The organism is Chitinophaga eiseniae, assembly GCF_012641265.1.
GTDB classification, from domain to species: domain Bacteria; phylum Bacteroidota; class Bacteroidia; order Chitinophagales; family Chitinophagaceae; genus Chitinophaga; species Chitinophaga eiseniae_A.
Genome location: NZ_JABAHZ010000013.1, coordinates 89,657 through 114,504 on the forward strand (window position 1 = coordinate 89,657; position 24,848 = coordinate 114,504).

The window sequence follows — 24,848 nt, forward strand, 5'->3', positions numbered from 1 at the left end:
AACCCGCCCGCAACCTTGGCAGACAGGCTTTTAAGTCATTGGATTATTAAGTATTATTCGTTCTTCTTCAAAAATTATTTGTCCATCAGCTTCATCATCTCCACCAGCACTTCTTTATCATCGAAGTGATGTTTCACGCCTTTGATTTCCTGGTACTTTTCGTGTCCTTTACCTGCTACCAGGATGATATCTTCCCGGTTGGCGAGGGAAAGTGCCGTTTTAATGGCTTCTTTCCGGTCGGTAATGGAGAGTACTTTTTTCTTCAGGTGCACGGGTATTCCTGCTTCCATTTCATGGATAATCGCTGCCGGGTCTTCCGAGCGGGGATTATCGGAGGTAAGGATTACCTTATCGCTGCTTTCCACGGCAACGTCCCCCATAATAGGGCGTTTGGCGGTATCCCGGTCACCACCGCAGCCTACTACGGTGATTACCTGTTCATTGCCTTTGCGTAGATTTTTGATAGTAGCCAGTACATTTTTCAGTGCATCTGGTGTATGTGCATAGTCTACGATGGCAATGATCTGTTCCTTGTCAGAAATGATATAATCGAACCGGCCTTCAGCGCCAGGTGTGTCGCTGAGCGCCTGCAGTACTTTTGCTTTGTCAATGCCCAGTAATACAGCGGCACCATATACAGCCAGCAGGTTATAGGCATTGAATTCCCCGATGAGACGGAAATGTACTTCCGTGTCTCCTACCAGCATTACCAGGCCGGTGAGGTTATTTTCCAGGATTTTACCTTTAAAATCTGCCAGGGTGCGCAGGCTGTAAGTAGCTTTCCTGGCTTTGGTATTCTGTAGCATCACCATGCCTCTTTTATCGTCCAGGTTGGTGAGTGCAAACGCGCCTACCGGGAGATGATCGAAGAATGATTTTTTTACCCGGATATATTCTTCGAAAGTTTTGTGATAGTCGAGGTGATCGTGGGTGATGTTACTGAAAATGCCGCCGGCGAATTTCAATCCTGCGATCCGTTGCTGGTGTATGGCATGGGAGCTTACTTCCATAAACACATACAGGCAGCCGTCTTCCACCATCTTTGCGAGCAAAGCATTGAGGTTGATCGGATCGGGGGTGGTATGGGTAGCCGGTATAACGGTGTCGCCTATCTGGTTTTGTACAGTAGACAACAGCCCGCAATGATAGCCCAGTTTGGTAAACAGGCGGAACAGGAGCGTAGCAATGGTTGTTTTACCATTGGTACCTGTTACGCCCACCAGTTGTATTTTATGAGAAGGGTTATCGTAGAAATTGCCTGCCATCACACCGCTACTGGTAGCGCTGTTGGCTACCTGTACATAGCATATATTTTTGGCCAGTTGTTCCGGCAATGTTTCGCAAATAATGGCAGCGGCGCCCTGAGCAATCGCTTTTTCGATGTACCCGTGTCCATCCACGTGTACTCCCTTCACCGCAATGAAAGCATCACCGGAGCCGATGGCCCTGGAGTCGATCGCGAGCGAGTTGATGGTAATATCCGTATTACCATGCACCGCCTGGATGCTTACATTGTACAATATGTCGCGCAGCGTTTTCATTTAGCTCAGTTCTATGACGATAGTTTGTTCGTTTCCAATTTTAGTTCCGCCGGGGAGTGATTGTGTTTTAACTTTGCCGGCGCCTTTTACCACTACGCGGAGTCCTGCATTTTCGAGCAGGTACAGTGCGTCTTTGAGTCCCATTCCCGTAACATCCGGTACCGCGCCTTTCAGTTGAGTTACCTGCTGGAAGGCAATTTTCCGGTCTGTTACTTTAGCGCTCACCCAGCTGTTGTTAGCAGGGGTGCTGCTGAGCGGGAGTTGCAGGGTACTGAGAATTTCTTTCCATTCGCTGCCTCTTCCGTTTTTCAGTGCCAGCAGGGTATCCAGTTGCATGGTAGCCTGCATGGGTTTTTGTCTTTCAACGGCGATGGCATACAGTTTATCTGCCACTTCCCTAAACACGGGACCCGCAACGTTTGCTCCGTAAAAGCGCAAAGCGTGCGGTTTATTTTTAATCACTACCACACAGGTATACTGTGGGTCCTTTGCAGGAAAATAACCGGCAAAGGACGACTGGTAGATTTTGTCTGCATATCCATGGCTGCCATTGGCCACGAGTGCGGTGCCTGTTTTGCCGGCGAAGTCGTAATAGGGGGTACGCAATTTTTTTGCGGTACCATCTATGGGAACGCCTTCGAGCATGGCCTGTACCTGTTTAAGCGTGTTTTGAGAACAGATGCTATCCAGCAGTACAGTAGGCTCAAATTGTTTAGCTACCTGGCCATACTCCTGTATGGAGTTAACGAGGTAGGGTTTCATCATTTTACCGTTGTTGGCTACAGCGTTGTACAGCATGCAGGTTTGCAACGGGCTGATGAGCACTTCATATCCGAATGCCATCCAGGGCAGGGATGTGTTGCTCCAGCTTTTGGAAGCGGTGGATTTAACCACTGGTCTTCCTTCGCCGACGAGGTCTATACCGGTACTTTGATCGAGCCGCAGTTTCCTGAGGTGGGCGACAAAGTTATTGGGTTGACGGTTATAGAACTGGTAGGCCAGTTTAGCCATTCCCACATTGGAACTCAGTTCGAATGCGTGTTTCACGGTTACATTCTGGGGGCCGGGGTGTGGTTCCGAGTCATATACGGTTCTACGTCCCACCTGCCAGTGTCCACCATCCATATTGACCATGGTGTTCATGGTCGCGAATTTATCTTCCAGCACAGAGATAACGGTAGCCAGTTTAAAAGTGGAACCGGGTTCCGCTACCTGCAGTGCATAGTTCATATCTTCCCAGTAGTTGCCATCGGGTTGCCGGCCCAGGTTGGCAATGGCTTTGATTTTGCCGGTTTTCACTTCCATGAGGATGCAGGTGCCATGATCGGCTTCATTGCCTACCATCATGTTCATGAGGGCTGTTTCCACGATATCCTGCATATTCACATCGATGGTGGTAACCACATCGCGGCCGTTTTCCGGTTCGATGTCGTATCCATCAACGGGTACGTAGGTACCGCCAGCGATGCGGCGCATCAGTCTTTTACCGGTTACCCCTTTCAGGTAATCGTTGTAGGTTCTTTCCAGTCCTACGCTCTGTGAGTTTTCGCGGGCCAGTCCGATGGTTCTGTTGGCGAGCAGTTTAAAGGGATTGATGCGCTTACTTTTGGATTCAGCGATCATGCCACCTTTATTTTTGCCGAGGCGAAACATCGGGAAGGTACGTAGCTCCTGGTATTGGTTAAAGGGCACATCTCTTTTCAGCAGAAAATAGCGGTCCTTTGATTTATAGCCTTCCTGCAGCATGGTTCTATAGGCTGCTTTGCTGCGGTCGCCGAAGGTATTTGCCAGGCGATCGGCGAGTGAGTCGAGGTTTTCCTTGAACACTTTGCCATTTTTATCGCGGAGGCCATCGGCGGCGAAGTCAATACGGATATCGAAATACGGGATGGAGGTCGACAGCATTCTGCCTTCTTCAGAGTAGATGGTACCTCTTTCCGCGTCGAGTGCTACATAGCCGGTGTGCAGGCTATCGGCCATATTGCGCCAGTATTGGCCCTGAACATTCTGTATGTAGAATACCTTTACCAGTATGGCCACGCCAAACAGCGCCATACCTATGAGGCACAGATACACTCTCCACAATATGTCCTTTTTTACATCCACGTATTCGTTTTAGCGATTAGCTTTTTTACTGTTGGCTTTTAGCATGAATGCCCTCAGCGTTATGGCTAAGGGCTATCGTTAAGAGCTGACAGCTTATTAAGAAGATACCTGACACTGGCTGCATTTGTATTTGAGATGCTTGCCATTGATTTGATTTACCAGCATCCCCGACCTGATTGTTTGGTCAGGCGGGCAGCGTCAGGCATCAGTATTAAAATCATTTTTCTGATTCCTTTTTCAGCACAATCTTTTGTGGAGGGGAGCTGAGTTGTTTAAGTCCCAGCGGCTCTACAGATTTGCTGACTTCACTCATCTTGCTGCGAAACATGAGCTCACTTTTCACGTTGATATACTCCCACTTGAGCTCTTTTATTTCTTTGCCCAGTTTGTTTATGCGTCTTATTTTTTTCTCTGCGAGGTGACTGTTAGCGATGTAGACGAGGGCTAAACAGGCCAGGAAACCGATGAAGGGCATGTTTTGCACCAACGCTCGGTAGTTGATGCGCAAACGCCATTCTTTTTTTTGTTCATCCGGTGAGGTGTTGTTGTTTACCTCCTCCGGAGCATCCTGGATTGTCTCGATAGTTTCTACTTCCTGCAACACGCGCTATGTCTTTTTAAAAAATTGACAATATAAACCTGAACGCAAATCAAACAGATGTGTACTAGGATAGGGTAGGATAATACGGGCGGTTTTTCAATCCGCGTCATGTTGTTTTTTCGGCTACCCGCAGTTTTGCACTTCTGGATCTTCCATTGGCTTTCAACTCTGCATCACTGGCGGTAACCGGTTTTTTTGTGATTAATTTGAACAATTTAGGGGGTGTTTCTTTCGCAAACGGATCTTCGGGTACTTCATCAAAGCGGCCAGTCTTCATAAAATTTTTCACCATCCTGTCTTCCAGCGAGTGGAAAGTAATGATGGCTAGTCTGCCTCCCGGTTTAAGTACGTTGGTAGCTTGCTCCAGTAAATCTTTCAGTGCGCCCAGTTCATCGTTGACGGCAATACGCAGTGCCTGGAAGACTTGTGCCAGGTATTTTTGCGGGTTACCTTTTACGATGGGCTGGATAACGGATTTGAATTCCGCGATGGTGCGCATGGGGTGTGTTTTGCGTTGCTTAACAATTGTTTGTGCCAGGGTTTTGGCGTTGGTCACTTCTCCATATTCCTGGAAAATCAGTTGTAACCTTGCTTCTCCCCATGTGGCCAGCAATTGGGCGGCGGTAAATTCCGTTCTCTGATCCATCCGCATATCCAGGTCGCCATCGAAGCGAATGCTGAATCCTCTTTCTGCTGTATCAAACTGGTGCGATGAAACGCCCAGATCTGCCAGTACCCCATCTACCTGTTCGGCTTTGTGCAATTTCAGAAAGCGTTGCAGGTGACGGAAATTTTGTTGTACAAAAGTTACGCGATCGTCTATAATCCTGTTGCGGTAAGCATCTTCATCCTGATCGAATACTATCAGTCGTCCGTTTTTGCCCAGTTTTTCCAATATGGCTCTTGAATGTCCTCCGCCTCCAAACGTAGCATCTACATATATCCCTTCCGGGTTAATCTGTAACAGCTCCGTAGTTTCCTGCAGCAGAACGGGTAAATGATATTGTTGTTCGCCCATGTGCTCCCCTCTTTAAATTGAAATGTTGTTATCTCCTCCTCCCATTACCTGTTGTGCCAGATCACTGAACGCTCCTGGTGAGAAATTTTCAAAGAACTCCTGGTATTTAGCTTTATCCCAGATCTCGATTTTATTGGTTGCTGCTGCCAGCACAATATCTTTTTCCAGATTGGCGTAAGACAGCAGGTTTTTTGGTACCAGCAGTCTTCCTGCACTGTCTAGCTCCAGAATGGTGGCCCCGTTTAGAAAGTACCGCCTGAATTCCCTTACTTTTGGGTCAAAGTCATTCAACTTGCTGATACGTTCGAAAATAGGCTGCCATTCATTCATGGGATACAGGGACAAGCATTTTTCAAACCCTCGGTTAATCACAAACTGTCCTCCGGCCCCGTCTGATAACTGCTTTTTAAATCCAGCAGGTAACAGAAAGCGTCCTTTTGCGTCCAGCGTCGATTCATATTCACCGAGAAATCCTGTCATACCATGGGGCAAAGTCCTTGAAAATCCATTTTCTAACACAAAATAACACTTTTTCCCACTTTTTAACGAAAAAATACTTTATAAATTTTTTCCACAGGTGGTCCGGCGGCTATAGTAGCCCTTTCGATCCCATTTTGCACCTGATAATGTGTATTTTTTAATAATGCATGTTGATAATATGTTTATAAGTATTTGTTTTATGTGCAAATCGTGTTAATTACATATCCTGCGGGATATTAGAGAAAAGCAAGAAAGTGGGAAAATATATAAATACCAGCCACAGCCGCCAGGGTGAAAAACAGCTGTTTGGCCGATTTAATTCCCTCTTTTGCAAAATTTTAACAGCAATGAAAATCTCTCTGCCTTACATTTACATTTAATTCTTAATTTTGCCACTCTTTTATGCAGAAATTTTTATTGTACATCAGTGTTATTGCGCTTGTCATCACCACCTCCTGTAATAACCAGTTACGGAGAATAGAGAAAAGCAACAACTTTGAGAAGAAGCTGGAATACGCCAACCAGTTATTCCAGAAGAAGAAATACAATACAGCAATTACACTCTATACGGACCTGGTACAAGTGTATAAGGGGACCGATAAGTTTGAGCCGATGTATTATAATTTTGCATACTGCTCTTACTATGTAAAGGATTATATCCAGGCAGCTTTCCAGTTTAAAAATTACCTGGACCTGTTCCCGAACAGCCCAAGAGCCGTGGAAATAGATTATATGCAGGCCTATTGCTATTATAAGCAGTCGCCCAAGGTATCCCTGGATCAAACCAATACCATGAAGGCCATTGCTGCTATGCAAACCTTTATCAATAACTATCCCACTGCGGAAAAAGTGGCGGAAGCCAATCTCGTGATCGAATTGTGCCGCCGCAAACTGGAAAAGAAAGAGTTCAACAGCGCCGAATTGTATTATAACCTCGGCTTTTTTAAAGCAGCCGGTATTGCCTTCAAAAGCCTGATGCGCAATTACCCCGACTCTGATAAAAGCGATGGATACAAAGTAATGGCTATCAGGGCTTATTACAATTATGCTAAGAACAGTATCCCGGAGAAACAGAAGGAGCGTTATGCCACTGTGCTGGACGAATACCTGGACTTCGCGGATCACTACCCGAACAGCAAATTGAAGCCGGATGCCGAAAAATTTTATACCTTAGCACAAAACAACATAAAATCACTGGATAATGAGCAAATTAAAGCGAAGTCTAACCAGTAGCCTTAATCCCTGGGTAGAAACCAAAAATACTACCGACATTAAGAACAGAACTGGTAATTTATATGAGTCTATTGCCGTGATAGCCAAACGCGCCAATCAGATCAATATTTCCGTGAAAGAGGAGCTCCATTCCAAACTGGAAGAGTTTGCCAGCCATACGGACAACCTCGAGGAAGTGCACGAGAATAAAGAGCAGATCGAAATTTCCCGTTTTTACGAAAGATTGGCTAATCCAGCTATTCAGGCTACGCAGGAATTCCTGGACAACAAAATTTATTTCCGCAAGAACGACGACGATTTGTTCAGCTAATCCGTCCCACATTATTTTGTGAGGTACGCGATTGCGAAAAAGAAAAATATTAATTTCATGGCGGCAGAATGATTTCTGCCGCTTTTCGTTTTTGTATATGTCCATGGACGCTATAAACATGCTACAAGGAAAGAAAATCCTGCTGGGAGTGTCCGGCAGCATCGCCGCCTATAAGGCGGCTACCCTTATCCGGCTGCTGGTAAAGGAAGGCGCTACTGTAAAAGTGGTGATGACACCCGCCGCTGCCGACTTTATCACCCCGCTCACCCTGGCTACCCTTTCCAAAAACGAGGTGCCCATGAATATCAGCGACCATAGCAGCTGGAATAACCATGTAATGCTGGGACGCTGGGCCGATGTAATGGTAATTGCCCCCGCCTCCGCCAATACCATCGCTAAAATGGCTTCCGGCCTTTGTGATAACCTCTTAATGGCCGTATACCTCTCTGCTACCTGCCCGGTGCTGTTTGCCCCCGCCATGGACGAGGACATGTGGCATCATCCGGCTACCCGCCGCAATGTGGATAAACTCATCTCCTACGGAAATCAACAAATACCGGTAGCCGCCGGGGAACTGGCCAGCGGACTCTTTGGTGAAGGCCGCATGGCTGAACCCGAACAGATAGTAGCCTACCTGCAACAGCACTTTCAACAAAAAGTACCTGTAAATAAACCACTTGGCGGAAAATTAGCCATTGTTACTGCCGGTCCCACAATAGAACATATTGACCCGGTACGCTATATCAGTAATCATTCCAGCGGAAAAATGGGTATTGCTATTGCTGAAGCCCTGGCCGATGCGGGCGCCAATGTGCAACTGGTACTGGGGCCTACCCCCCAGCAAACCAGCCACCCCGATATTACCACTACCCGCATACAAACAGCCCAGGAAATGTTTGAAGCCGTAACCACCCGCTTTTCCCAGGCCGATATTGTAGTGGCAGCAGCTGCTGTGGCAGATTACCGCCCTGCTAACATAGCTGATAAGAAAATCAAGAAGGGGGAAGCGCAGTTACATATTGACCTGGAAAAAACGCCCGACATCCTGCGCTCGCTGGGAGATACCAAAGCTCCTCAGCAGCTGCTGGTAGGCTTTTCCCTGGAAACCAACAACGAAAAGGAGTATGCACTCAAAAAACTCCGGGAAAAGCACCTGGATATGATCGTGATGAACTCACTGGCCGATGCCGGTGCGGGCTTTAACTATGATACCAACAAAATAACCCTGTTCGATAAAAATGGCCGGGAACAAAGCTTTCCACTGAAATCTAAACAGGCCGTGGCGCAGGATATTGTTTCCGCTATAATAGAATTGCAACATGCATAAACGTTTCCCGTTACTTCTGCTGCTGGCTGGCGCATTGATCCTATACTGCCGCCGCCCCGCCCAGGCCCAGGAAATCAGGGCCAATGTATCTGTGGTGGCAGCCCAGGTACAAGGTGTAGATAAGAAGATATTTACTACCCTGCAAAATTCCATCCGGGAGTTTCTCAACAACCGTCACTGGGCCAACGATGCATTTACCCCAGCCGAACGGATTGAATGCAATTTCCTGCTGAATGTAACCGGTACTATAGGTTCCGATACTTATAAGGCCAGTCTCACAATACAGGCTACCCGGCCTGTGTACAACGCCAGCTACGTAACCAGTTTGATGAACATCCAGGATAACAGCGTAGTATTCCGGTATGTGGAATTTCAACAGCTGGAATTCAGCGATACCCGGATTGTAGGTAATGACCCGATGTCATCTAATCTTACGGCTATTCTGGCCTATTATGTGAATATTATACTGGGGCTGGATTATGATTCTTTTTCTCCCCGTGGCGGCGACCCCTATTTCAAAAAAGCGCTGAATATTGTGAATAATGCACCAGATGGGAAGGAAATCAGCGGTTGGAAGGCCTTTGAAGGGAATCGTAACCGTTATTGGCTGCAGGATAACCTGCTGAATGCCAAGTTCCTCCAGTTCCATGATGTGATGTACCAATACCATCGCCAGGGACTGGATGTGATGTACGATGATGTAGCCAAGGGACGTGCTACGGTACTGAATTGCCTGAATATGTTATATTCCATTCACCAGGACATTCCCAATTCTATGCTGATGCAGGTGTTTTTTGCCGCAAAAGGGGAAGAATTACAGAAGTTATTTGCGAAAGCAATGCCACAGGAAAGAAGCCGTGCAGCGGAATTACTGTCCCAGATGGATGTACCCAATGCACAACGGTATCAACAGATGAAATAATGGCGGAAGGAAGATTATCTGCCTGCTAAAAGTGAAATGAGATAATGAAGAATATAATAAAATATACCCCCCTGGCTTTATTGGTGCTGTTTATATTTGCCTGCGGAGAGGGGGATAAAGTACCGGGTAAATATCTTTCGAAAGATAAAATGAGCAGCATTATGACAGATATGTCTATTGCAGATGCTTATAGCAATGAGTTGCAGGTGCAGCAAAATACTACCTATTCTCCCAATTACGATTCAGTCAGACAGGAAAAAGTGAAGATCTACTATAAGCAGATACTGGATTTGCATAAAGTAACGGTGCATGAATTTATGGATAGTTACCGCTATTATGAATCGCATCCCAGCAGGTTGAAAGAGGTATTGGAGATGGTGCAGAATAATATTTCCACCAGGAAACAAAAGCTGGGTAACCCGATAGAAGAAAATGCGCCGGTCCGGTATCGTTTGAAAAGTATTTTCCCTTATGCCGACAGTGTGATATTGGTTCCCAGGATGGACACGATGCGGCCCTTTGTTAAGCGGCAGCAATAATCTATAAAACACCAAAACATGAAGAAAGTAGTAGCTAATGCCGATGAAGCGATACAGGATATCCAGGATGGCGCGGTGCTGATGCTGGGAGGGTTTGGTTTGTGTGGTATTCCGGAAAACTGTATTACCGCGTTGGTAAAGAAAGCTGTAAAAGGATTGACTTGTATTTCCAACAATGCAGGCGTTGATGACTTTGGCCTGGGGCTGTTATTGAAAACACGGCAAATCCGGAAAATGATGTCGTCTTATGTGGGCGAAAATGCAGAATTTGAGCGGCAGTTACTGGCCGGAGAGCTGGAGGTAGACCTGATTCCCCAGGGCACCCTGGCCACCCGTATCCAGATGGCAGGTATGGGCATTCCAGCCTTCTTTACGCCTGCCGGTTATGGCACCGAGGTGGCGGAAGGCAAAGAAGTAAGGCTATTTAACGGAAAACCTCATTTGATGGAACTGGCCCTGCATGCCGATTTCGCTATTGTGAAAGCCTGGAAAGGCGATACTTCGGGGAACCTGGTATTCCGTAAAACCACGAGAAATTTCAGTTCCTCTATGGCCAGAGCCGGACAAATTACAATTGCAGAGGTAGAGCACCTGGTAGAGCCAGGAGAGCTGGACCCGGACAACATCCACGTTCCGGGTATTTATGTGCACCGCATCTTCCAGGGCGGTAACTATGAAAAACGGATTGAACGCAGAACCGTTAAGATCTAGTTCATCAAATTTTCCACTCTTCAAATCTGAAATTTTATGTCGCTCGACAAATATGGCATCGCCAAAAGAATAGCACAGGAGCTGCGGGATGGTATGTATGTTAACCTGGGTATTGGCATCCCAACACTCGTATCCAATTACATTCCGGCAGGAGTGTCTATTATGCTGCAATCAGAAAACGGTATACTGGGCATGGGGCCTTACCCGGCTACAGAAGATATAGATGCAGACCTGATCAATGCAGGTAAGGAAACTGTTACCCTATTACCAGGAGGAAGTTTCTTTGATTCTTCCGAGAGCTTTGGTATGATCCGCGCTGGGAAAGTAGACCTCACCGTGCTGGGAGCAATGGAAGTTGCTGATAACGGTGATATTGCCAACTGGAAAATCCCGGGAAAGATGGTAAAGGGAATGGGGGGCGCCATGGATCTGGTGGCATCGGCACGTAATATTATCGTGGCCATGATGCATACCAATCCTAAGGGGGAAAGTAAATTATTGCCGCAATGTACACTGCCATTAACCGGTGTGAACTGTGTAAAGAAAGTAGTAACAGAGCTGGCCGTACTGGATGTTACCCCAGATGGTTTTAAACTGCTGGAACGTGCGCCCGGTGTGAGTGTAGACGAAATTCGTGCTAAAACAGCAGGAAGATTAATTGTTGAAGGTGAAATTCCGGAGATGAAGATCTGACCGGATAATTACATATATACGTTACCGTGCCTCTGCGCCTTTATAGGAAGCGGGGGCATTTTATTTTACAAAGTGATCATTTTTATACTAAGTATTAAATATGAATGTTTGACGCTTTATATATCTATAATAATGATATTATTTAATTATTCATACCTGGTGGAATGCTAAGAAAAGGAATGCCAAGTACTGTTTGATATCAGATATTTTGTATCTCCATACATATTTTCCTGGGTTAAAATCCGGAAATCTCAAAGTTCAGAAATAGCCAAATAAGTGCTAACTTTCACTTTGCTAAAATAGTTCGAGGTGCAAGTTGGATTTCTTTGTTATAATGGTAAATATATTCCTGCGGCAGACCCGATTTTTACTGCGGACAATCGTTCCTTCAGATATGGGGATGGGTGCTTCGAAACGCTGAAAGTATACCAGGGCCATGTATTACTGGCCGATCTTCATTTTGAACGACTACTCGCGAGTTTACATTTATTACACTTCGACATTCCTGCTGATTTTACCAAGGCTTTTTTTGTTAAGCAGATCACTGACCTCTGCGCTAAAAACAATGTGTCGCACCTGGCACGTGTACGCGTAGCTGTATTCCGCTCTGACGGCGGTTTATACGACCCCGTCAATAATTTGCCCAATTATATTATCCAATGCTGGGAATTAAGTAAATCAGTATTGGAGTTAAATCAAAATGGCCTGGTAACTGATATCTTCCCGGATGTGAAAAAGAGTTGCGATAAACTTTCTTCTATCAAATCCAATAACTGCCTGCCTTATGTAATGGCGGCTATGTACGCTAAACAACACCGGCTGAATGAAGCGATCCTGCTGAACCAGTATGGCCGTGTGGCAGACAGTACCATCGCCAATGTATTCATTGTACGGAACAAAGTGCTATATACGCCGCCTACTTCGGAAGGAGGCGTATGTGGCGTAATGCGTAAATACCTGTTGCAAACAGAATTGCCCTTTAAAGTGGAAGAACGCCCATTGGATATTGATGATCTGGAAATGGCAGACGAAATCTTCCTGACCAATGCCATTTATGGTATTCGCTGGGTAGGCGTATTCCGCGACAGCAGCTATGGCAATGCTACCGCTGCTATTTTACATGAAGTACTGCATGAAGGAATGTTGTAGCTAAATCACCTGTTTGCATGAAGCCTGAAGTGAGTTTATGCTGGTTCCGCCGCGATCTGCGGCTGGAAGACCAGGCCGCATTTTATTATGCATTATGTGCTGGTAAACCGGTGGTGCCCGTATTTGTATTTGATACGAATATACTGGATGACCTGGAAGATAAGCAGGATCTGCGCTTACAATTTATCCACGAGGCATTGGAAGATATGCAACGGGAACTGGTACTGTACGGCGCCTCCCTGGATATCTTTTACGGCACGCCTGCTGCTGCTTTTGCGTACTGGACCCAGCGGTATAATGTAGCCGCAGTATATACCAATCATGACTATGAACCTTATGCAAAAGTACGTGACGCCCTGGTGGAAAAGGAGCTCCGCGAAAGAGGCATTTCCTTTCACACTTATAAAGACCAGGTGATCCTCGACCGGAATGAAGTATTGAAAGATAACGGTGAACCATATACGATATTTACGCCGTATAGCCGGAAGTGGCGCGATACATTAACTCCCTTTCATTTGAAGCCTTATCCCTGCCATCGTTATATCAGGCAATTATACCAGCAACCGGTATTGCTGCTTCCTTCCCTGAAGGAAATGGGTTTTGTGGCAGGTAATAAATATTTTCCAGCAAATGTATTGCCGGAAGCACTGATCCGCGGGTACGATAAAACCCGCGACTTCCCTGCTATGGCGGGCACTTCCAGGGTAGGTGTTCATTTGCGTTTTGGAACCGTTAGTATTCGTGCGCTGATGCAACCCGCATTACAACTCAACGATACTTTCGCCAAAGAGCTGATATGGCGGGAGTTTTACCAGATGATACTCTGGCATTTTCCGCATGTAGTGGGACATTCTTTTAAAAAGGAATACGATAAGATCCAGTGGCGTAACAATGAACAGGAATTTGAACGCTGGTGTAAAGGCGAAACAGGCTATCCTATTGTGGATGCCGGTATGCGTGAACTCAATGCTACCGGTTATATGCACAACCGTGTACGCATGATTACCGCGAGTTTTTTAACGAAGCATTTATTGATAGACTGGCGCTGGGGAGAAGCCTACTTTGCGGATAGGTTATTAGACTACGATTTAGCCGCCAATAACGGAGGCTGGCAATGGGCGGCTGGTTCGGGCTGCGATGCGGCTCCTTATTTCCGGGTATTTAACCCCACTTTGCAGACGCAGAAATTTGATAAAGACCTGCAATATATTCGTAAATGGGTGCCGGAGTTTGAAGAGCCTACCTATGTGAAACCAATCGTATCACATGAGGTAGCGAGGAAGCGGGCATTGGAAGTATACGGGAAAGCGCTGAAATCCTAAAAAGCAAAGCGGAGATCTATGGTCTCCGCTTGCTATAGATGGTTGTATTATAATAATATGGATTTAAACTGATTACCCCAGGCGGCTGGTTTAAGAACGGATTTTTTCCGCTGCTTCTATCAACGCCGTCACGGCAGCCTTTCCCTCCTGGCCTAAGTCGAGACTAAAGTCATTTACATACAGGTCGATATGCTGACGCATTACCTGTTCATCCATCTCCTGGGCATGTGATTTTACATAGTCGGAGAGCTGAGGGTAAGTGGTGTAGCTGTTCTGCAAACTCTGGTGAATGAGCTGGTCGAGTTGGTGGCGGGTAGCTTCCGGTACGTCTTTCCTGATAAAGATGCCGCCCAGGGGGATGGGATTGCCGGTAGTCTGTTCCCAGAACTCGCCCATGTCCATGAGTTTTACCAGGCCTTTCAGCTGGTAGGTAAAGCGGTTTTCATGGATGATAACACCGGCATCTACGTCGCCGTTTAATACGGCGTTTTCGATCTCGGAGAACACCATGATCTTTTTATTTTTCGCCTCGGGGAACGCAATGGAAAACAGGAGGTTAGCGGTAGTATTTTCTCCCGGAATGGCAATGCGCAGGTTTTTGATCTCCTCTTTAGGAATATCTTTCCTGGCAATAAGTAAAGGGCCGCAGCCGCGTCCCAGTGCGCTGCCGCTGTTGAGCAGGTCGTATTGGTCTTTTACTTTGAGGTATACCGCAAAGCTCAGTTTCGTAATGGCCAGTTTACCCTGTAAAGCCCAGTTATTGAGTGTTTCCACGTCTTCCAGATGGGTATCGAAGGTAAAATCTTTTGTATCTATTTTTTTATTCACCAATGCGTCGAAAATGAAGGTATCATTTGGGCAGGGTGAAAATCCTAGCGATAAATGCATATGCTCCAAAATTTTATTTGCTTGTTATTGAATGCCGGCCAAAGTTTTCACGGTTTGTACCAGTTCCTCATTTAATGTTTTCACGGCCAGTGGTATTTTCCATTTGCTTTTATCCCGGATAGCCACCTGGTTGGAAATGCTGCGCAGCTGCAGGAAAGGTACGTTTTCCGTCAGGCAGGCATAGTGGAAGGCGGCGCCTTCCATGCTTTCTATGTCTGGCGAATAGCGTTGTTCCAGTCGCTGTATAGTGGGCAGGCTGCCGCTGACCAGGTTAACCGTAACACCGGTAGCAGTGGGTAGGGCAGGCATCCAGGGGAGACCGGAAAAGGTATTGACCAGGCTGGTGCCGGTAAACGGCGCCTGGGAGGGTTGCCAGAGTTGTATATCAAATAAATCTTTAAACTGATCATTGTCTTCTGCGCCCAGGTCGGCCAGGTATTCCTGCCGGATGAGCACTACCTGTCCCAATTCCCATTGGGGGCCAAAGGCGCCCCCAATGCCTGCCTGGATGGCGATGTCGGGTTTATTATTGGCCAGGTGCCGGCCGAGGTGGAAAGCGGTGTGCATCATGCCAATGCCGGCGATGAGTACGTCGACTTCACAATGAGCGGCAGATAAAGTTGGGCGGTGTTGGTCCAGGAACTGTAAAAATGGCTGTATTTCCAGTGTGGTAGCCGCTGTTACCAGTAATTTCATGGGGTAAAAGTACGGCAAAAATGAGAGCTTCCCATGTAAAACAATTGACAGGAATTAGGATAAATTGGCCTTACTCACTTAATAGTGGTATTTTTGCGAAAATTTTTTGCAATAATGATTTATTTAACGCGAGTAGAGAACTTCAATGCAGCGCATAAGTTATCTAACCCGGGCTGGAGCAAAGAGAAGAACGAGGAAGTTTTTGGGAAATGTGCCAACGAAAACTGGCATGGTCATAATTACGAATTACACGTCACTATAAAAGGTAATCCTGACCCGGAGACCGGGTTTGTATTCAATGCCAAGACTTTAGGCGTAATTATCCGGGATGCTGTTATTGAGAAGATCGATCACCGGAATCTCAATATGGATGTTGATTTTATGGCAGGTAAATTTACTTCCGCCGAAAACCTGTCTATTGCTATCTGGGACCAGTTGGCCAAACATCTGCCGGCAGAAGTGCAACTACACTGTATCAAGTTGTATGAAACCCCTCGCATATACGTAGAATACTACGGAGGAAAATAGTGGAAACGGATACGTATATGCCGGCCTTGGAATTTATTAAAATCATATAAGAATGGCATATAATAAGATTGAAACATACGATGATAAGATCACGTCCGGTCTTGTAGAGAATTATAGGGAATGCCTGCAATTATTGGGAGAAGATCCTGATCGGGAAGGCTTGCAAAAAACGCCGGAACGTATGGCTAAGGCGATGCAGGTGCTTACACAAGGGTATCAGTCAGACGCTAAAGCAATATTGGAAGGCGCCCGGTTTACCGAAGCATATAGTGAAATGGTGATCGTAAAAGATATAGAATTGTATTCTATGTGTGAACACCATATGCTGCCCTTCTTTGGAAAGGCGCATGTAGCCTATATTCCCAACGGATATATTACCGGACTGAGTAAAATAGCCAGGGTAGTGGATGTATTTGCCCGCCGCCTGCAGGTGCAGGAGCGCTTAACGCATCAGATCCTGGATGCTATCCAGGAAACGCTCCAGCCACAAGGCGTAGCGGTAGTGATCGAAGCCCAGCATCTCTGTATGATGATGCGTGGCGTACAAAAGCAAAACTCTGTTACCACTACTTCCGCTTTCAGCGGACAATTTGAGAACGGTACTACCAGGGCCGAATTCCTCAAGCTGATAGGCAGATAGAAAGCATTATACCTATTTTAGGGACGCTCAGATTTTATTTTTTGGATAGCACTGTTACACAGTGCTACCGGGAAAAATGAAATTTGAGGGTCCCTAAATAATTTATAATTCTTTTACTTGTATATTTGGAAAATTTTAATTTGATAAGCTAAAACTATAATATCTCCACATGAAGCATGCTTACGTATTTCCCGGACAAGGTTCCCAGTTTCCGGGAATGGGCAAAAACCTGTATGACACCAATGCAAAAGCAAAAGAACTTTTTGAACAGGCTAATAACATCTTAGGATTCCGCATTTCTGATATCATGTTTACCGGTACAGAAGAAGATCTGAAACAAACCAATGTTACCCAGCCTGCTGTATTCCTGCATGCAGTAATTGCCTTTTTGTGCACCGAACATTCACAGCCTGAAATGGTAGCCGGCCATTCTCTCGGTGAGTTTTCCGCACTCGTAGCCAATGGTGTATTGTCGTTTGAAGCAGCCCTGAAACTGGTAGCTATCCGCGCTAATGCCATGCAGAAAGCATGTGAACTGCAACCATCCACCATGGCCGCCGTACTGGCCCTGGCGGATGAAAAAGTAGAAGAGATCTGTGCTGCTGTTACCGCCGAAACCGGCGAAATAGTGGTGCCAGCCAACTATAACTGTCCCGGGCAACTGGTTATTTCAGGAAGCCTCAAAGGCGTAGAAATTGCCTGTGAAAGAATGAAGGCTGCCGGCGCCAAGAGAGCGCTGATTTTACCGGTAGGTGGTGCATTCCACTCCCCGCTGATGGCGCCTGCCAAAGAAGAACTGAAAGCAGCCATCGAAACTACTGCCTTTAATACGCCTTCCTGCCCCGTATATCAGAACGTGGCAGCAGCGGCAGTAACCGATCCTGCACAAATCAAACAAAACCTCATTGATCAGCTGACCGGCGCGGTTAAATGGACACAGTCTGTACAAGCCATGGTAGCGGATGGGGCGAAAGAGTTTACCGAAGTAGGTCCTGGTAAAGTATTACAGGGATTGATCCAGAAGATTAACAAAGACACCGTGGTAAACGGTATTAACTAAGGATATGATTTAAAAGTAAAAAGCGAATAACGGAAGTTATTCGCTTTTTACTTTTAGCCTTACAACGTCAACACCATCTCATATTGCGATAGGTATTGTTCCAGGCCTGCACGCTCCAGGAATAGCCCTATTTCCGGGAAATTTTCATCAATATTAATGATGGTAAAAGGACCGTCGAGACTGGTGGCTGCATATTGAAGCAGGGTACTGCCCACACCCTGTCGCCGGAAGCGGGGATGTACCGCTATATTACGGATCCGGCGTGTATCGCGGTGTACACTGATATAGCCAACTGTTTCTCCGCCTATCGCTGCTTCCCAGGTGGTGGTAAACGGCGCTTCCCTGAGTAGCGTACTCACAGAATTAGACCAGGTGGGTACCATATCCATAAATGTTGCCAGCAGTGACCAGTCGGGTGTTTTATTTTCTTTTACAGAGATGCCTACCGGGATTTTACCGATGTGGATGTTACCCTTGTAGGCATTGATCGTTCTTATTTTTTCAAAACCGGTGCTACTATAGGCTTTGATAGCAGGGATATTGCTGCTGATCACTTCCAGTATTATTTTCTGAATACCCTGTTGCTGGTAACGGGGAATGAAATGATCATACATCTGCTGCACCAGGCGTTGTCCGCGATAACCGGGAATAACGCCGGTACCGCCATTATACAACATGGTGGGATGCAGGTGGTCGTCTGGTGCATGTAAAATAAATCCTCCCAGTTCATTGCCCGCAAAGGCGCCAATGGAATAATCCCGGTGCAGGTTTTCGCCCTGTATTTTTTGTTCCATGATGGAAGGAGTAAGGTGCAGGGGAACTATATAATCGCTGAATGCAGTATTGAAAGCGTCGCACAGCGCGGGGGTAGCGACTTGTTGCAATGTTCTGAAATCAATTGTCATAACGGAATGGGTATATCCTCAATATTAGCAAGGATGGAGGATATACCCTTCCAGAATTATATGAACGGAAAAATTATCGTAGTTCGATGGCTACGTTTATCCATTCCGGGTCGAATTTGTTCGTGTAATTTTTATAGAAATTGATCGCAGGAGTATTCCATTCCAGCACCTGGAAGGTAATGCCACTGAATTGTTTTTCTCCGGCTTCCAAAATCAGCTGATCAAAGAGTAATTTACCCAGTCCCTTACCACGCCATTCACGGGTAACAATAATATCTTCCAGGTACATACGGCATCCTTTCCAGGTTGAATAACGGATATAGTACAACGCCATACCATGGATCATTTCCCGGCCTTCCACCATAGTGGTAGCTACAAACGCTTTCCATACCGGATGAGGGCCAAAGCCCGATTCTTCGAAATGGGCCATGGTGACAGTTACTTCTTCCGATGCTTTTTCATATTCCGCCAGTTCGCGGATCAGCTCCATCAAACGGGGGCAATCCTCTTTTCGTGCAACCCTTAACGTTATATCTTCCATAGCTGTAAATGTTATGCCGGTGAACCGGCGCTTTGTTTTAAAATGCCGGGTGCAAAATAATCAAAATTGTGTGGATCCACTGTATTCCAATACAGGCATTGGGTATACTACCGGGGCGACAGGAAGATTGGTAAAATATCATATGCTAAAATGAAAAACAATATTGTAATTTGGAAGGTGTTTACCAGGGCGTGACTATTAATCTCTTTTAACATGAAAAATTTGCTTGTGCATTTGGCTGCGCATAATCATTGGGCTAATCAGCAGCTGGTGAAGGGATTAGGGAAGTTAACAACGGAGCAATTGGACCAGGAGCTGGGAGGGCGTTTTTCTACCCTGCGGAAAGCGGTTTATCACTTATGGTCGGAGGAAAGTTGCTGGTACCAGCGTTTGCAGCTGGTAGAAAAGACCACAGATCCTACAACCGGCTTTAACGATTCTTTTGCGGCGGCCTGCGCAGCCTGGCTGAAGCAATCGGCATTACTGGAAGAGTGGGTAGCAAAGGCTCCCCAGGTGCGGTTGAACCATACGATTGCCTATACCCTCAAAAAGAGTGAGCATTATAAGATAGCCGTGGAGGATGCCATCGTCCAGGTATGCACCAATAGTACCTTTTACCGTGGTCAACTGGTATATATGTTAGCGCAGTTGGGTATTCACCGGTTACCGGCTGTGGAATACAGCCGTTTTAAGCCTAAAAAGTAGGCTGGTTTTATTATTTTTACCGATCTTTTGCCTTTAAAGTTCCATTATGAATGCTGCCTCCTTTTATGCGAAGGCTCCCAGGCACCTGGTAGCAGTAGATTGTATCATCTTCGGCTTTGATGAAGGCCGGTTGAAATTGTTGATCATGCAACGTAAAGTAGCCCCTATGGCGGGCGAATGGTCGTTGGTGGGCGGTTTTGTGCAGGAAGAAGAGAGCACGGACGAAGCGGCAGCACGTGTATTGGAGCATACTACCGGGCTTAATGACATTTATATGAACCAGCTGCATTGCTATGGTGATGTGGCCCGCGATACCGGCGCCCGGGTAATTTCGGTCGCCTATTATGCCCTGATCCGTATTACTAATCACGATAAACCGCTGGCCAGGGAGCATGGCGCCCACTGGCTGGAATTACATGAAATCCCCGACCTGATTTTTGATCATGGAAAGATGATTGAAGATGCGCTGACCGCCTTGCGTAATAATGCCCAGTTCCATCCTATTGGTTTCGAACTGCTGCCGGAAAAATTCACCCTCTCTCAGCTCAGGTGCCTGTATGAAGAAATTTACCGGAAAACCCTGGATAAGCGCAATTTCCGCAAGAAAATTCTCTCCCTGGATGTAATGGAAAAACTGGATGAAAAAGACAAAACATCTTCCAAGAAAGGAGCACATCTGTATCGCTTTGATCCTGAAAAATATGAAGCACTGAAACGCAAAGGACTGGTCTTTGAGATCTAGTTTGTAAAATGAACAAAATGGATGACAGTCGGCACCGTAAATACCGCTATTTTACGGGCAGTTGACTTCCAGATATGTCCCGTTTGCGTTACATGGCGCTTTCCTGCCTGTTACTGATCACCGGGGGATTGTACGCCCAGCAGAATGAAATTACAAACATTAAGCATGCGTTACCGACAATAACGGATAGCATGAAGTATGTAGACGCGCTAAACCGCCTGTCTGCCTGCTACATTCCCTGTCAGCTCGACAGCAGCGGGATTTACGCCACTGCCGCCAATACCATTGCTACGAGTATTGGCTATGAAAAAGGCCAACGCAATGCCTTACGGGGTCTTGGTCGTTATTACTCCCTCCGGCCTCACCGCTATTTATCCTTTCTATTTTATGGAAAAGCATTGGAAGCAAGTCGCACTGCCGGCGACTCTGCCGGGGTAGTAGCCGCCCTGATGAATATTGGCAATTATTATCAATACCAGGGTAACCATCCGGCTGCACAATATTATGTAAGCAAAGCGCTGAAAGTAGCCTGGGATCAGCATCTCGACTCTCTTCGGGCCTGGGTGTTAATCAACTACTATATGATCAACGCTGCGGATACCAGCGTGCTGCCTGTGGCACAGAAAGCCCTGCAACAGGCAGTAGCACTGACTTCTCAGTATAACGACTACCTGGGTAGTTTATACGTAAAGCTATTCCTGGCAAATGAAACGCTACGGGCCGGGAATGTTCCCGCCGCAGAAGCGCAGCTGAAAGGAGTGATAGCCACCGCCGATCATCAGGGCCTGAATTATATCGCCATGTACGCCTGTACGCAATTGGCCGGGTATCTCATCTGGCAGAGAAGGCCGGATTCCTTACAATATCAGCAGCGGTCGCTTAGTTATGCAGTGGCAGGAGGGTATACAGGACTGATGCTGCCGGTCATTACTACGTTGTTCAACTGGTATCAGCAGCAGCAGGATTCGCTGCGGGCGGCCAGCTACAGCCAGCTGGCATTGCAGGTAATGCAACAACAGCAGGAAGATATACAGGAGGGGGAAGCAGACTACCTGTCTTATGTTTTCGGCGATGAGTTGATGGATTCGCTGCGTATGCAATACCAGCTGCAACATGCTAAACTGCAGCAAGGCAAAAGCAACAACTATTTCTGGTATTACCAGGTGATCATCATCACCGCCATTGCTATACTATTGGCTATTTTGTTGCTGTATTTTGTGCGCGCATACCGTCTTTCGCATATGAATGCAGCCAGTATGGCCGTTTTGCGGGAAGAAATCCGTAAAGGTAATAAAGCGTTGCAGGAAAGCGATGATTTTAAGAATAAGCTGATTTCTATGATTGCGCATGATTTCAGAACGCCCCTGCATAACATTGTTAATATCACCGGGTTTATAGAAGAGGAAGCGCTGACAGTAACAGACGCTGCCGATATGATCCTGCAGGTAGAAACCAGTGCTGCGGCTACGCTCACCGTATTCGAAGAAATATTGGCGTGGATACGTACCCAGTTATCAGGTTTTGTATATCGTCCCGGAATTTTCCTGTTGTCAGATATGATCGATACAACCGTCAATACCCTGCATCATTTACTGGCAGAAAAAGATATCCAGGTACAGAAAGAAATCCCGGATGCGATTACGGTGAATGCAGATTATGAAATGCTGCAGTTCATTCACCGTAATTTTTTGCATAATGCGATCAAATTTTCACCGAAACATAGTACTATAACTGTAACGGCTATACGTGAAAAGGAATGGCTGCAGGTAGCCTTTAAAGATGCCGGTACCGGTATAGATACAACGGTATTATCCAGGTTGTTTAGCTGGAACAGCCAGGCAGAGCAACAGGAACGGCCCGGAAAAGGCGCCGGTGTTGCATTGATTATCTGTAAAGACTTTATTGAAAAAATGGGCGGAACTATTAGCGCCAATAATAACCAGGATAGAGGAAGCACTTTTTATTACCGGTTGCCGGAGGCAAAGAAAATGGTATTGAGGAAGTAATGATAAGTATACGTACAAGGTTCAGGAACCTGGCATTCGCTATGGGTATTGCGATGTTATGGTTAGGCCAGGTGAATCATGCAGTCGCACAAGACCCGCAATTGCCGGTCCTGTTGCAGGAATTGCATGAACAGCGGGACAGTGCGGCATATGTGAATACGTTGGGTAAAATTGGTACCCTGTACATGATGATTAATATCGACAGTAGTTTCCGGTATGCCATCCGGGAACTGGAGATAGCCGAGCATCTGCAATATCCTCATGGGATTGCAGATGCCTTTGATGTGATCAGTTACCGTTATGCACTGAAAACAGATTTCAGCATTGCCGCTATCTATGCCTATAGAGCCCTTCAGTTGCATAAGTCGTTGTCGGATAGTGTACGTATTTGCAATACCCTGAATAACCTTTATATCTATTATCTCAACATGGGAAGGAAGGACGATGCAGGGAATTATTTTTACGAGGCTTTCCAGATGGCCAGTCGTCTTCCGGATGCACAGGATTCCCTTTATAGCATGCTACTGGTTAATTATGTGATGCGTTTTTACCAGGACAGTACCCGCAGGGATTCCCTGCAATGGGCGCTGCGCAAGGCAAAACAGCTGGCAGGCAAATATCCTCAGAGCAGGTTTTCGTTATACATTGATGCCTTTGCAGCCGACTCCCTGGTCAGGCAGGGCCGGGGCAGAGAGGGAGAGGCGGTGATCAACAAGCTGGCTACTGCTGCATTACATCGGGGGCTGCCCTACGTAGCGATGGAGATTTACAGCCACCTGGAAGATTATCCTGCCATGGGATACCCCATTAACATGACCTATTACCGGGAGCTTTCGTACGATCTGGCCAGGAAGGCAGGTTGCGCAGAGTTGAACCTGCCTGCCCTGGCCGGGTTGTTCAAGCAATACCGTGCCGCAGGTGATAAGCGTAAAATTGCTTACTACAGCCAGGAGGTAATGCGCCTGTCAGCAGCACGAACAGACGTACAAAGCAGGGAGGGGATCAACTATATTGATTATTTCGTGAAACAGGAGGCACTGCGGCAGCAGGCCGATCGCAATCAACAGCTACAGACAGCATTGGAGGAAGTGACAATGAGGCGGAGAAGTACCCAGGTGGTGATAGCCGGAGTATTCACCATCGTTTTACTACTGATGGTGCTCCTGTATTTTAGGTACCAGGAGTACCGGTTAGCCGGGAAACAGGAGGAAATGATGGTGAAGAGTTATGCCAGTATATCCTTGAAGCATGTGGCGTTGCGTGCAAACGATGAGTTTAAAAATAAGCTGATCACCATTCTTGCCAATGATTTCAGAACGCCACTTTATTACATTTCTGAGGTAGCTACCCGTTTAAGGGAACCAGGTGTGGATCCGGCTACCATGGTGGCATTGATCCGGAAAATAGCCGCTGTATCGGGCGATACGCTGGCCGTGTTTGATAATATTCTAAAATGGATACGGTTGCAATTATCAGGGTTTACGTATCAGCCGGTGGATTGTCATGCTTACGATCTCCTGCTGACCACCTTACACCAGGTGGAGGGCACTGCTGCCGAAAAAAAGCTGGAGATAGTGAATCAGCTACCTGCAAATTGCATGGTAAAGGCCGACCCGGAAATGCTCCGGATGGTGTTCCTGCATATACTGCAGTTGTCTGTGCATTATTCGCAGCCGGACCGTTCACTGGTGATAACTACCTGGACAATTGCACCGGTTATATATATCCGTTTTATGGTAGATACGGGTATTGGGGCAACAGATGTTATAACGTCTTTATCTAATTGGCAGGACAATACGCATGCCCTGAATTATGCTATTACCAGGGATTTTTTAGAGAAGATGAACGGGGGGATGGAGGTTACTGATAGCGAAGATAGCTACGTGGTAATCACTGTTTCGTTAAGGGTGTGAAGGTAGCAGAATGTGTCGTCCTGAAATAGGTTGACAGATTTAAAGATATTCCCGGTCGTCATTAGATGACCGGGATTTTTTGTTCGTGGACCTGACCTGGTGTTTTAAGTTTAAGGGCCAGATGCGGTCTGTATTGATTATAAAGTGGAATAGTTGCGATTTAATCTGACAGTTAGGGTTAATTTTAAGTAACCACACTTATTCATTAACCCATAAACCGTCAGAAATGAATACAGCAGTAAAGTTAATTAAAAACAAGGTAGGGCTATTAA

25 protein-coding genes are annotated in these 24,848 nt (G+C 46.4%); 16 read left to right on the plus strand and 9 right to left on the minus strand.

What is annotated here, in order from left to right:
* Window positions 1–74: 74 nt before the first annotated feature.
* The 5 genes from HGH91_RS29930 to mraZ form a co-directional block, all read right to left on the minus strand.
* Window positions 75–1,541, minus strand: a complete 1,467-nt coding sequence (locus HGH91_RS29930) for a UDP-N-acetylmuramoyl-L-alanyl-D-glutamate--2,6-diaminopimelate ligase (RefSeq protein ID WP_168742913.1) — start codon at window positions 1,539–1,541, stop codon at window positions 75–77.
* On the minus strand, window positions 1,542–3,647 hold the full coding sequence (locus HGH91_RS29935; RefSeq protein WP_168742914.1) for a penicillin-binding protein: 2,106 nt from the start codon (window positions 3,645–3,647) through the stop codon (window positions 1,542–1,544).
* Window positions 3,648–3,864: 217 nt separating this feature from the next.
* Entirely contained in the window at window positions 3,865–4,251 is a 387-nt protein-coding gene (locus HGH91_RS29940; protein ID WP_317166864.1) for an FtsL-like putative cell division protein, read from the minus strand.
* 103 nt (window positions 4,252–4,354) lie between these two features.
* On the minus strand, window positions 4,355–5,266 hold the full coding sequence (gene rsmH / locus HGH91_RS29945; RefSeq protein WP_168742915.1) for a 16S rRNA (cytosine(1402)-N(4))-methyltransferase RsmH: 912 nt from the start codon (window positions 5,264–5,266) through the stop codon (window positions 4,355–4,357).
* A gap of 12 nt (window positions 5,267–5,278) precedes the next feature.
* Window positions 5,279–5,785: a division/cell wall cluster transcriptional repressor MraZ gene (gene mraZ, locus HGH91_RS29950; RefSeq protein ID WP_317166865.1), complete on the minus strand. Its 507-nt coding sequence runs from the start codon at window positions 5,783–5,785 to the stop codon at window positions 5,279–5,281.
* A gap of 363 nt (window positions 5,786–6,148) precedes the next feature.
* Here mraZ and HGH91_RS29955 point away from each other — a divergent pair, with 363 nt between their 5' ends.
* The 9 genes from HGH91_RS29955 to HGH91_RS29995 all read left to right on the plus strand — a co-directional run bounded on the left by HGH91_RS29955 (window position 6,149) and on the right by HGH91_RS29995 (window position 13,952).
* The gene (locus HGH91_RS29955) at window positions 6,149–6,979 is read left to right on the plus strand and encodes an outer membrane protein assembly factor BamD (protein WP_168742916.1); all 831 of its coding nucleotides are present in this window, start codon (window positions 6,149–6,151) and stop codon (window positions 6,977–6,979) included.
* On the plus strand, window positions 6,948–7,289 hold the full coding sequence (locus HGH91_RS29960; protein WP_142683742.1) for a DNA-directed RNA polymerase subunit omega: 342 nt from the start codon (window positions 6,948–6,950) through the stop codon (window positions 7,287–7,289). Before HGH91_RS29955 ends, HGH91_RS29960 begins: the two co-directional genes overlap by 32 nt.
* Before the next feature lie 118 nt (window positions 7,290–7,407).
* On the plus strand, window positions 7,408–8,616 hold the full coding sequence (gene coaBC, locus HGH91_RS29965) for a bifunctional phosphopantothenoylcysteine decarboxylase/phosphopantothenate--cysteine ligase CoaBC (RefSeq protein ID WP_168742917.1): 1,209 nt from the start codon (window positions 7,408–7,410) through the stop codon (window positions 8,614–8,616).
* Window positions 8,609–9,538 (plus strand): DUF4835 family protein, encoded by a 930-nt coding sequence (locus tag HGH91_RS29970; RefSeq protein ID WP_168742918.1) that lies wholly within the window; start codon window positions 8,609–8,611, stop codon window positions 9,536–9,538. The genes coaBC and HGH91_RS29970 overlap by 8 nt, the downstream gene beginning before the upstream one ends.
* Before the next feature lie 44 nt (window positions 9,539–9,582).
* Window positions 9,583–10,077: a DUF4296 domain-containing protein gene (locus HGH91_RS29975; RefSeq protein WP_168742919.1), complete on the plus strand. Its 495-nt coding sequence runs from the start codon at window positions 9,583–9,585 to the stop codon at window positions 10,075–10,077.
* Window positions 10,078–10,095: 18 nt separating this feature from the next.
* Window positions 10,096–10,788 carry a CoA transferase subunit A gene (locus HGH91_RS29980; protein ID WP_168742920.1) on the plus strand — a complete coding sequence of 231 codons (693 nt, stop codon included), beginning with the start codon at window positions 10,096–10,098 and terminating at the stop codon, window positions 10,786–10,788.
* A 36-nt stretch (window positions 10,789–10,824) separates the two neighbouring features.
* Window positions 10,825–11,481: a 3-oxoacid CoA-transferase subunit B gene (locus tag HGH91_RS29985; RefSeq protein WP_145664633.1), complete on the plus strand. Its 657-nt coding sequence runs from the start codon at window positions 10,825–10,827 to the stop codon at window positions 11,479–11,481.
* Window positions 11,482–11,790: 309 nt separating this feature from the next.
* Complete coding sequence (locus HGH91_RS29990) at window positions 11,791–12,630, plus strand: aminotransferase class IV (protein WP_168742921.1); 840 nt, start codon at window positions 11,791–11,793, stop codon at window positions 12,628–12,630.
* A gap of 17 nt (window positions 12,631–12,647) precedes the next feature.
* Window positions 12,648–13,952: a cryptochrome/photolyase family protein gene (locus HGH91_RS29995; protein ID WP_168742922.1), complete on the plus strand. Its 1,305-nt coding sequence runs from the start codon at window positions 12,648–12,650 to the stop codon at window positions 13,950–13,952.
* A gap of 90 nt (window positions 13,953–14,042) precedes the next feature.
* On the opposite strand, the gene HGH91_RS30000 is transcribed toward HGH91_RS29995, so the two are convergent.
* Together HGH91_RS30000 and mqnB are read right to left on the minus strand one after the other, a co-directional pair.
* A complete protein-coding gene (locus tag HGH91_RS30000; protein WP_168742923.1) occupies window positions 14,043–14,840 on the minus strand; it encodes a 1,4-dihydroxy-6-naphthoate synthase in 798 nt (265 codons plus the stop codon).
* Between the two features lie 24 nt (window positions 14,841–14,864).
* Complete coding sequence (mqnB, locus tag HGH91_RS30005; protein ID WP_168742924.1) at window positions 14,865–15,536, minus strand: futalosine hydrolase; 672 nt, start codon at window positions 15,534–15,536, stop codon at window positions 14,865–14,867.
* 114 nt (window positions 15,537–15,650) lie between these two features.
* On the opposite strand from mqnB, the gene HGH91_RS30010 reads away from it, so the two are divergent.
* The 3 genes from HGH91_RS30010 (at window position 15,651) to fabD (ending at window position 17,764) form a co-directional block, all read left to right on the plus strand.
* The gene (locus HGH91_RS30010; protein ID WP_168742925.1) at window positions 15,651–16,064 is read left to right on the plus strand and encodes a 6-pyruvoyl trahydropterin synthase family protein; all 414 of its coding nucleotides are present in this window, start codon (window positions 15,651–15,653) and stop codon (window positions 16,062–16,064) included.
* A 52-nt stretch (window positions 16,065–16,116) separates the two neighbouring features.
* Window positions 16,117–16,704 (plus strand): GTP cyclohydrolase I FolE, encoded by a 588-nt coding sequence (gene folE / locus HGH91_RS30015; protein ID WP_168742926.1) that lies wholly within the window; start codon window positions 16,117–16,119, stop codon window positions 16,702–16,704.
* Between the two features lie 169 nt (window positions 16,705–16,873).
* A complete protein-coding gene (gene fabD / locus HGH91_RS30020; RefSeq protein ID WP_168742927.1) occupies window positions 16,874–17,764 on the plus strand; it encodes an ACP S-malonyltransferase in 891 nt (296 codons plus the stop codon).
* 59 nt (window positions 17,765–17,823) lie between these two features.
* On the opposite strand, the gene HGH91_RS30025 is transcribed toward fabD, so the two are convergent.
* Window positions 17,824–18,669, minus strand: a complete 846-nt coding sequence (locus HGH91_RS30025; RefSeq protein WP_168742928.1) for a GNAT family N-acetyltransferase — start codon at window positions 18,667–18,669, stop codon at window positions 17,824–17,826.
* A gap of 73 nt (window positions 18,670–18,742) precedes the next feature.
* The gene (locus HGH91_RS30030) at window positions 18,743–19,210 is read right to left on the minus strand and encodes a GNAT family N-acetyltransferase (RefSeq protein ID WP_168742929.1); all 468 of its coding nucleotides are present in this window, start codon (window positions 19,208–19,210) and stop codon (window positions 18,743–18,745) included.
* A 213-nt stretch (window positions 19,211–19,423) separates the two neighbouring features.
* On the opposite strand from HGH91_RS30030, the gene HGH91_RS30035 reads away from it, so the two are divergent.
* The 4 genes from HGH91_RS30035 to HGH91_RS30050 all read left to right on the plus strand — a co-directional run bounded on the left by HGH91_RS30035 (window position 19,424) and on the right by HGH91_RS30050 (window position 24,576).
* On the plus strand, window positions 19,424–19,915 hold the full coding sequence (locus tag HGH91_RS30035) for a DinB family protein (protein ID WP_168742930.1): 492 nt from the start codon (window positions 19,424–19,426) through the stop codon (window positions 19,913–19,915).
* 46 nt (window positions 19,916–19,961) lie between these two features.
* On the plus strand, window positions 19,962–20,657 hold the full coding sequence (locus HGH91_RS30040) for an NUDIX hydrolase (RefSeq protein ID WP_145664669.1): 696 nt from the start codon (window positions 19,962–19,964) through the stop codon (window positions 20,655–20,657).
* A gap of 74 nt (window positions 20,658–20,731) precedes the next feature.
* Complete coding sequence (locus HGH91_RS30045; protein WP_168742931.1) at window positions 20,732–22,663, plus strand: sensor histidine kinase; 1,932 nt, start codon at window positions 20,732–20,734, stop codon at window positions 22,661–22,663.
* On the plus strand, window positions 22,663–24,576 hold the full coding sequence (locus HGH91_RS30050; RefSeq protein ID WP_168742932.1) for a sensor histidine kinase: 1,914 nt from the start codon (window positions 22,663–22,665) through the stop codon (window positions 24,574–24,576). The genes HGH91_RS30045 and HGH91_RS30050 overlap by 1 nt, the downstream gene beginning before the upstream one ends.
* Window positions 24,577–24,848 lie beyond the last annotated feature (272 nt).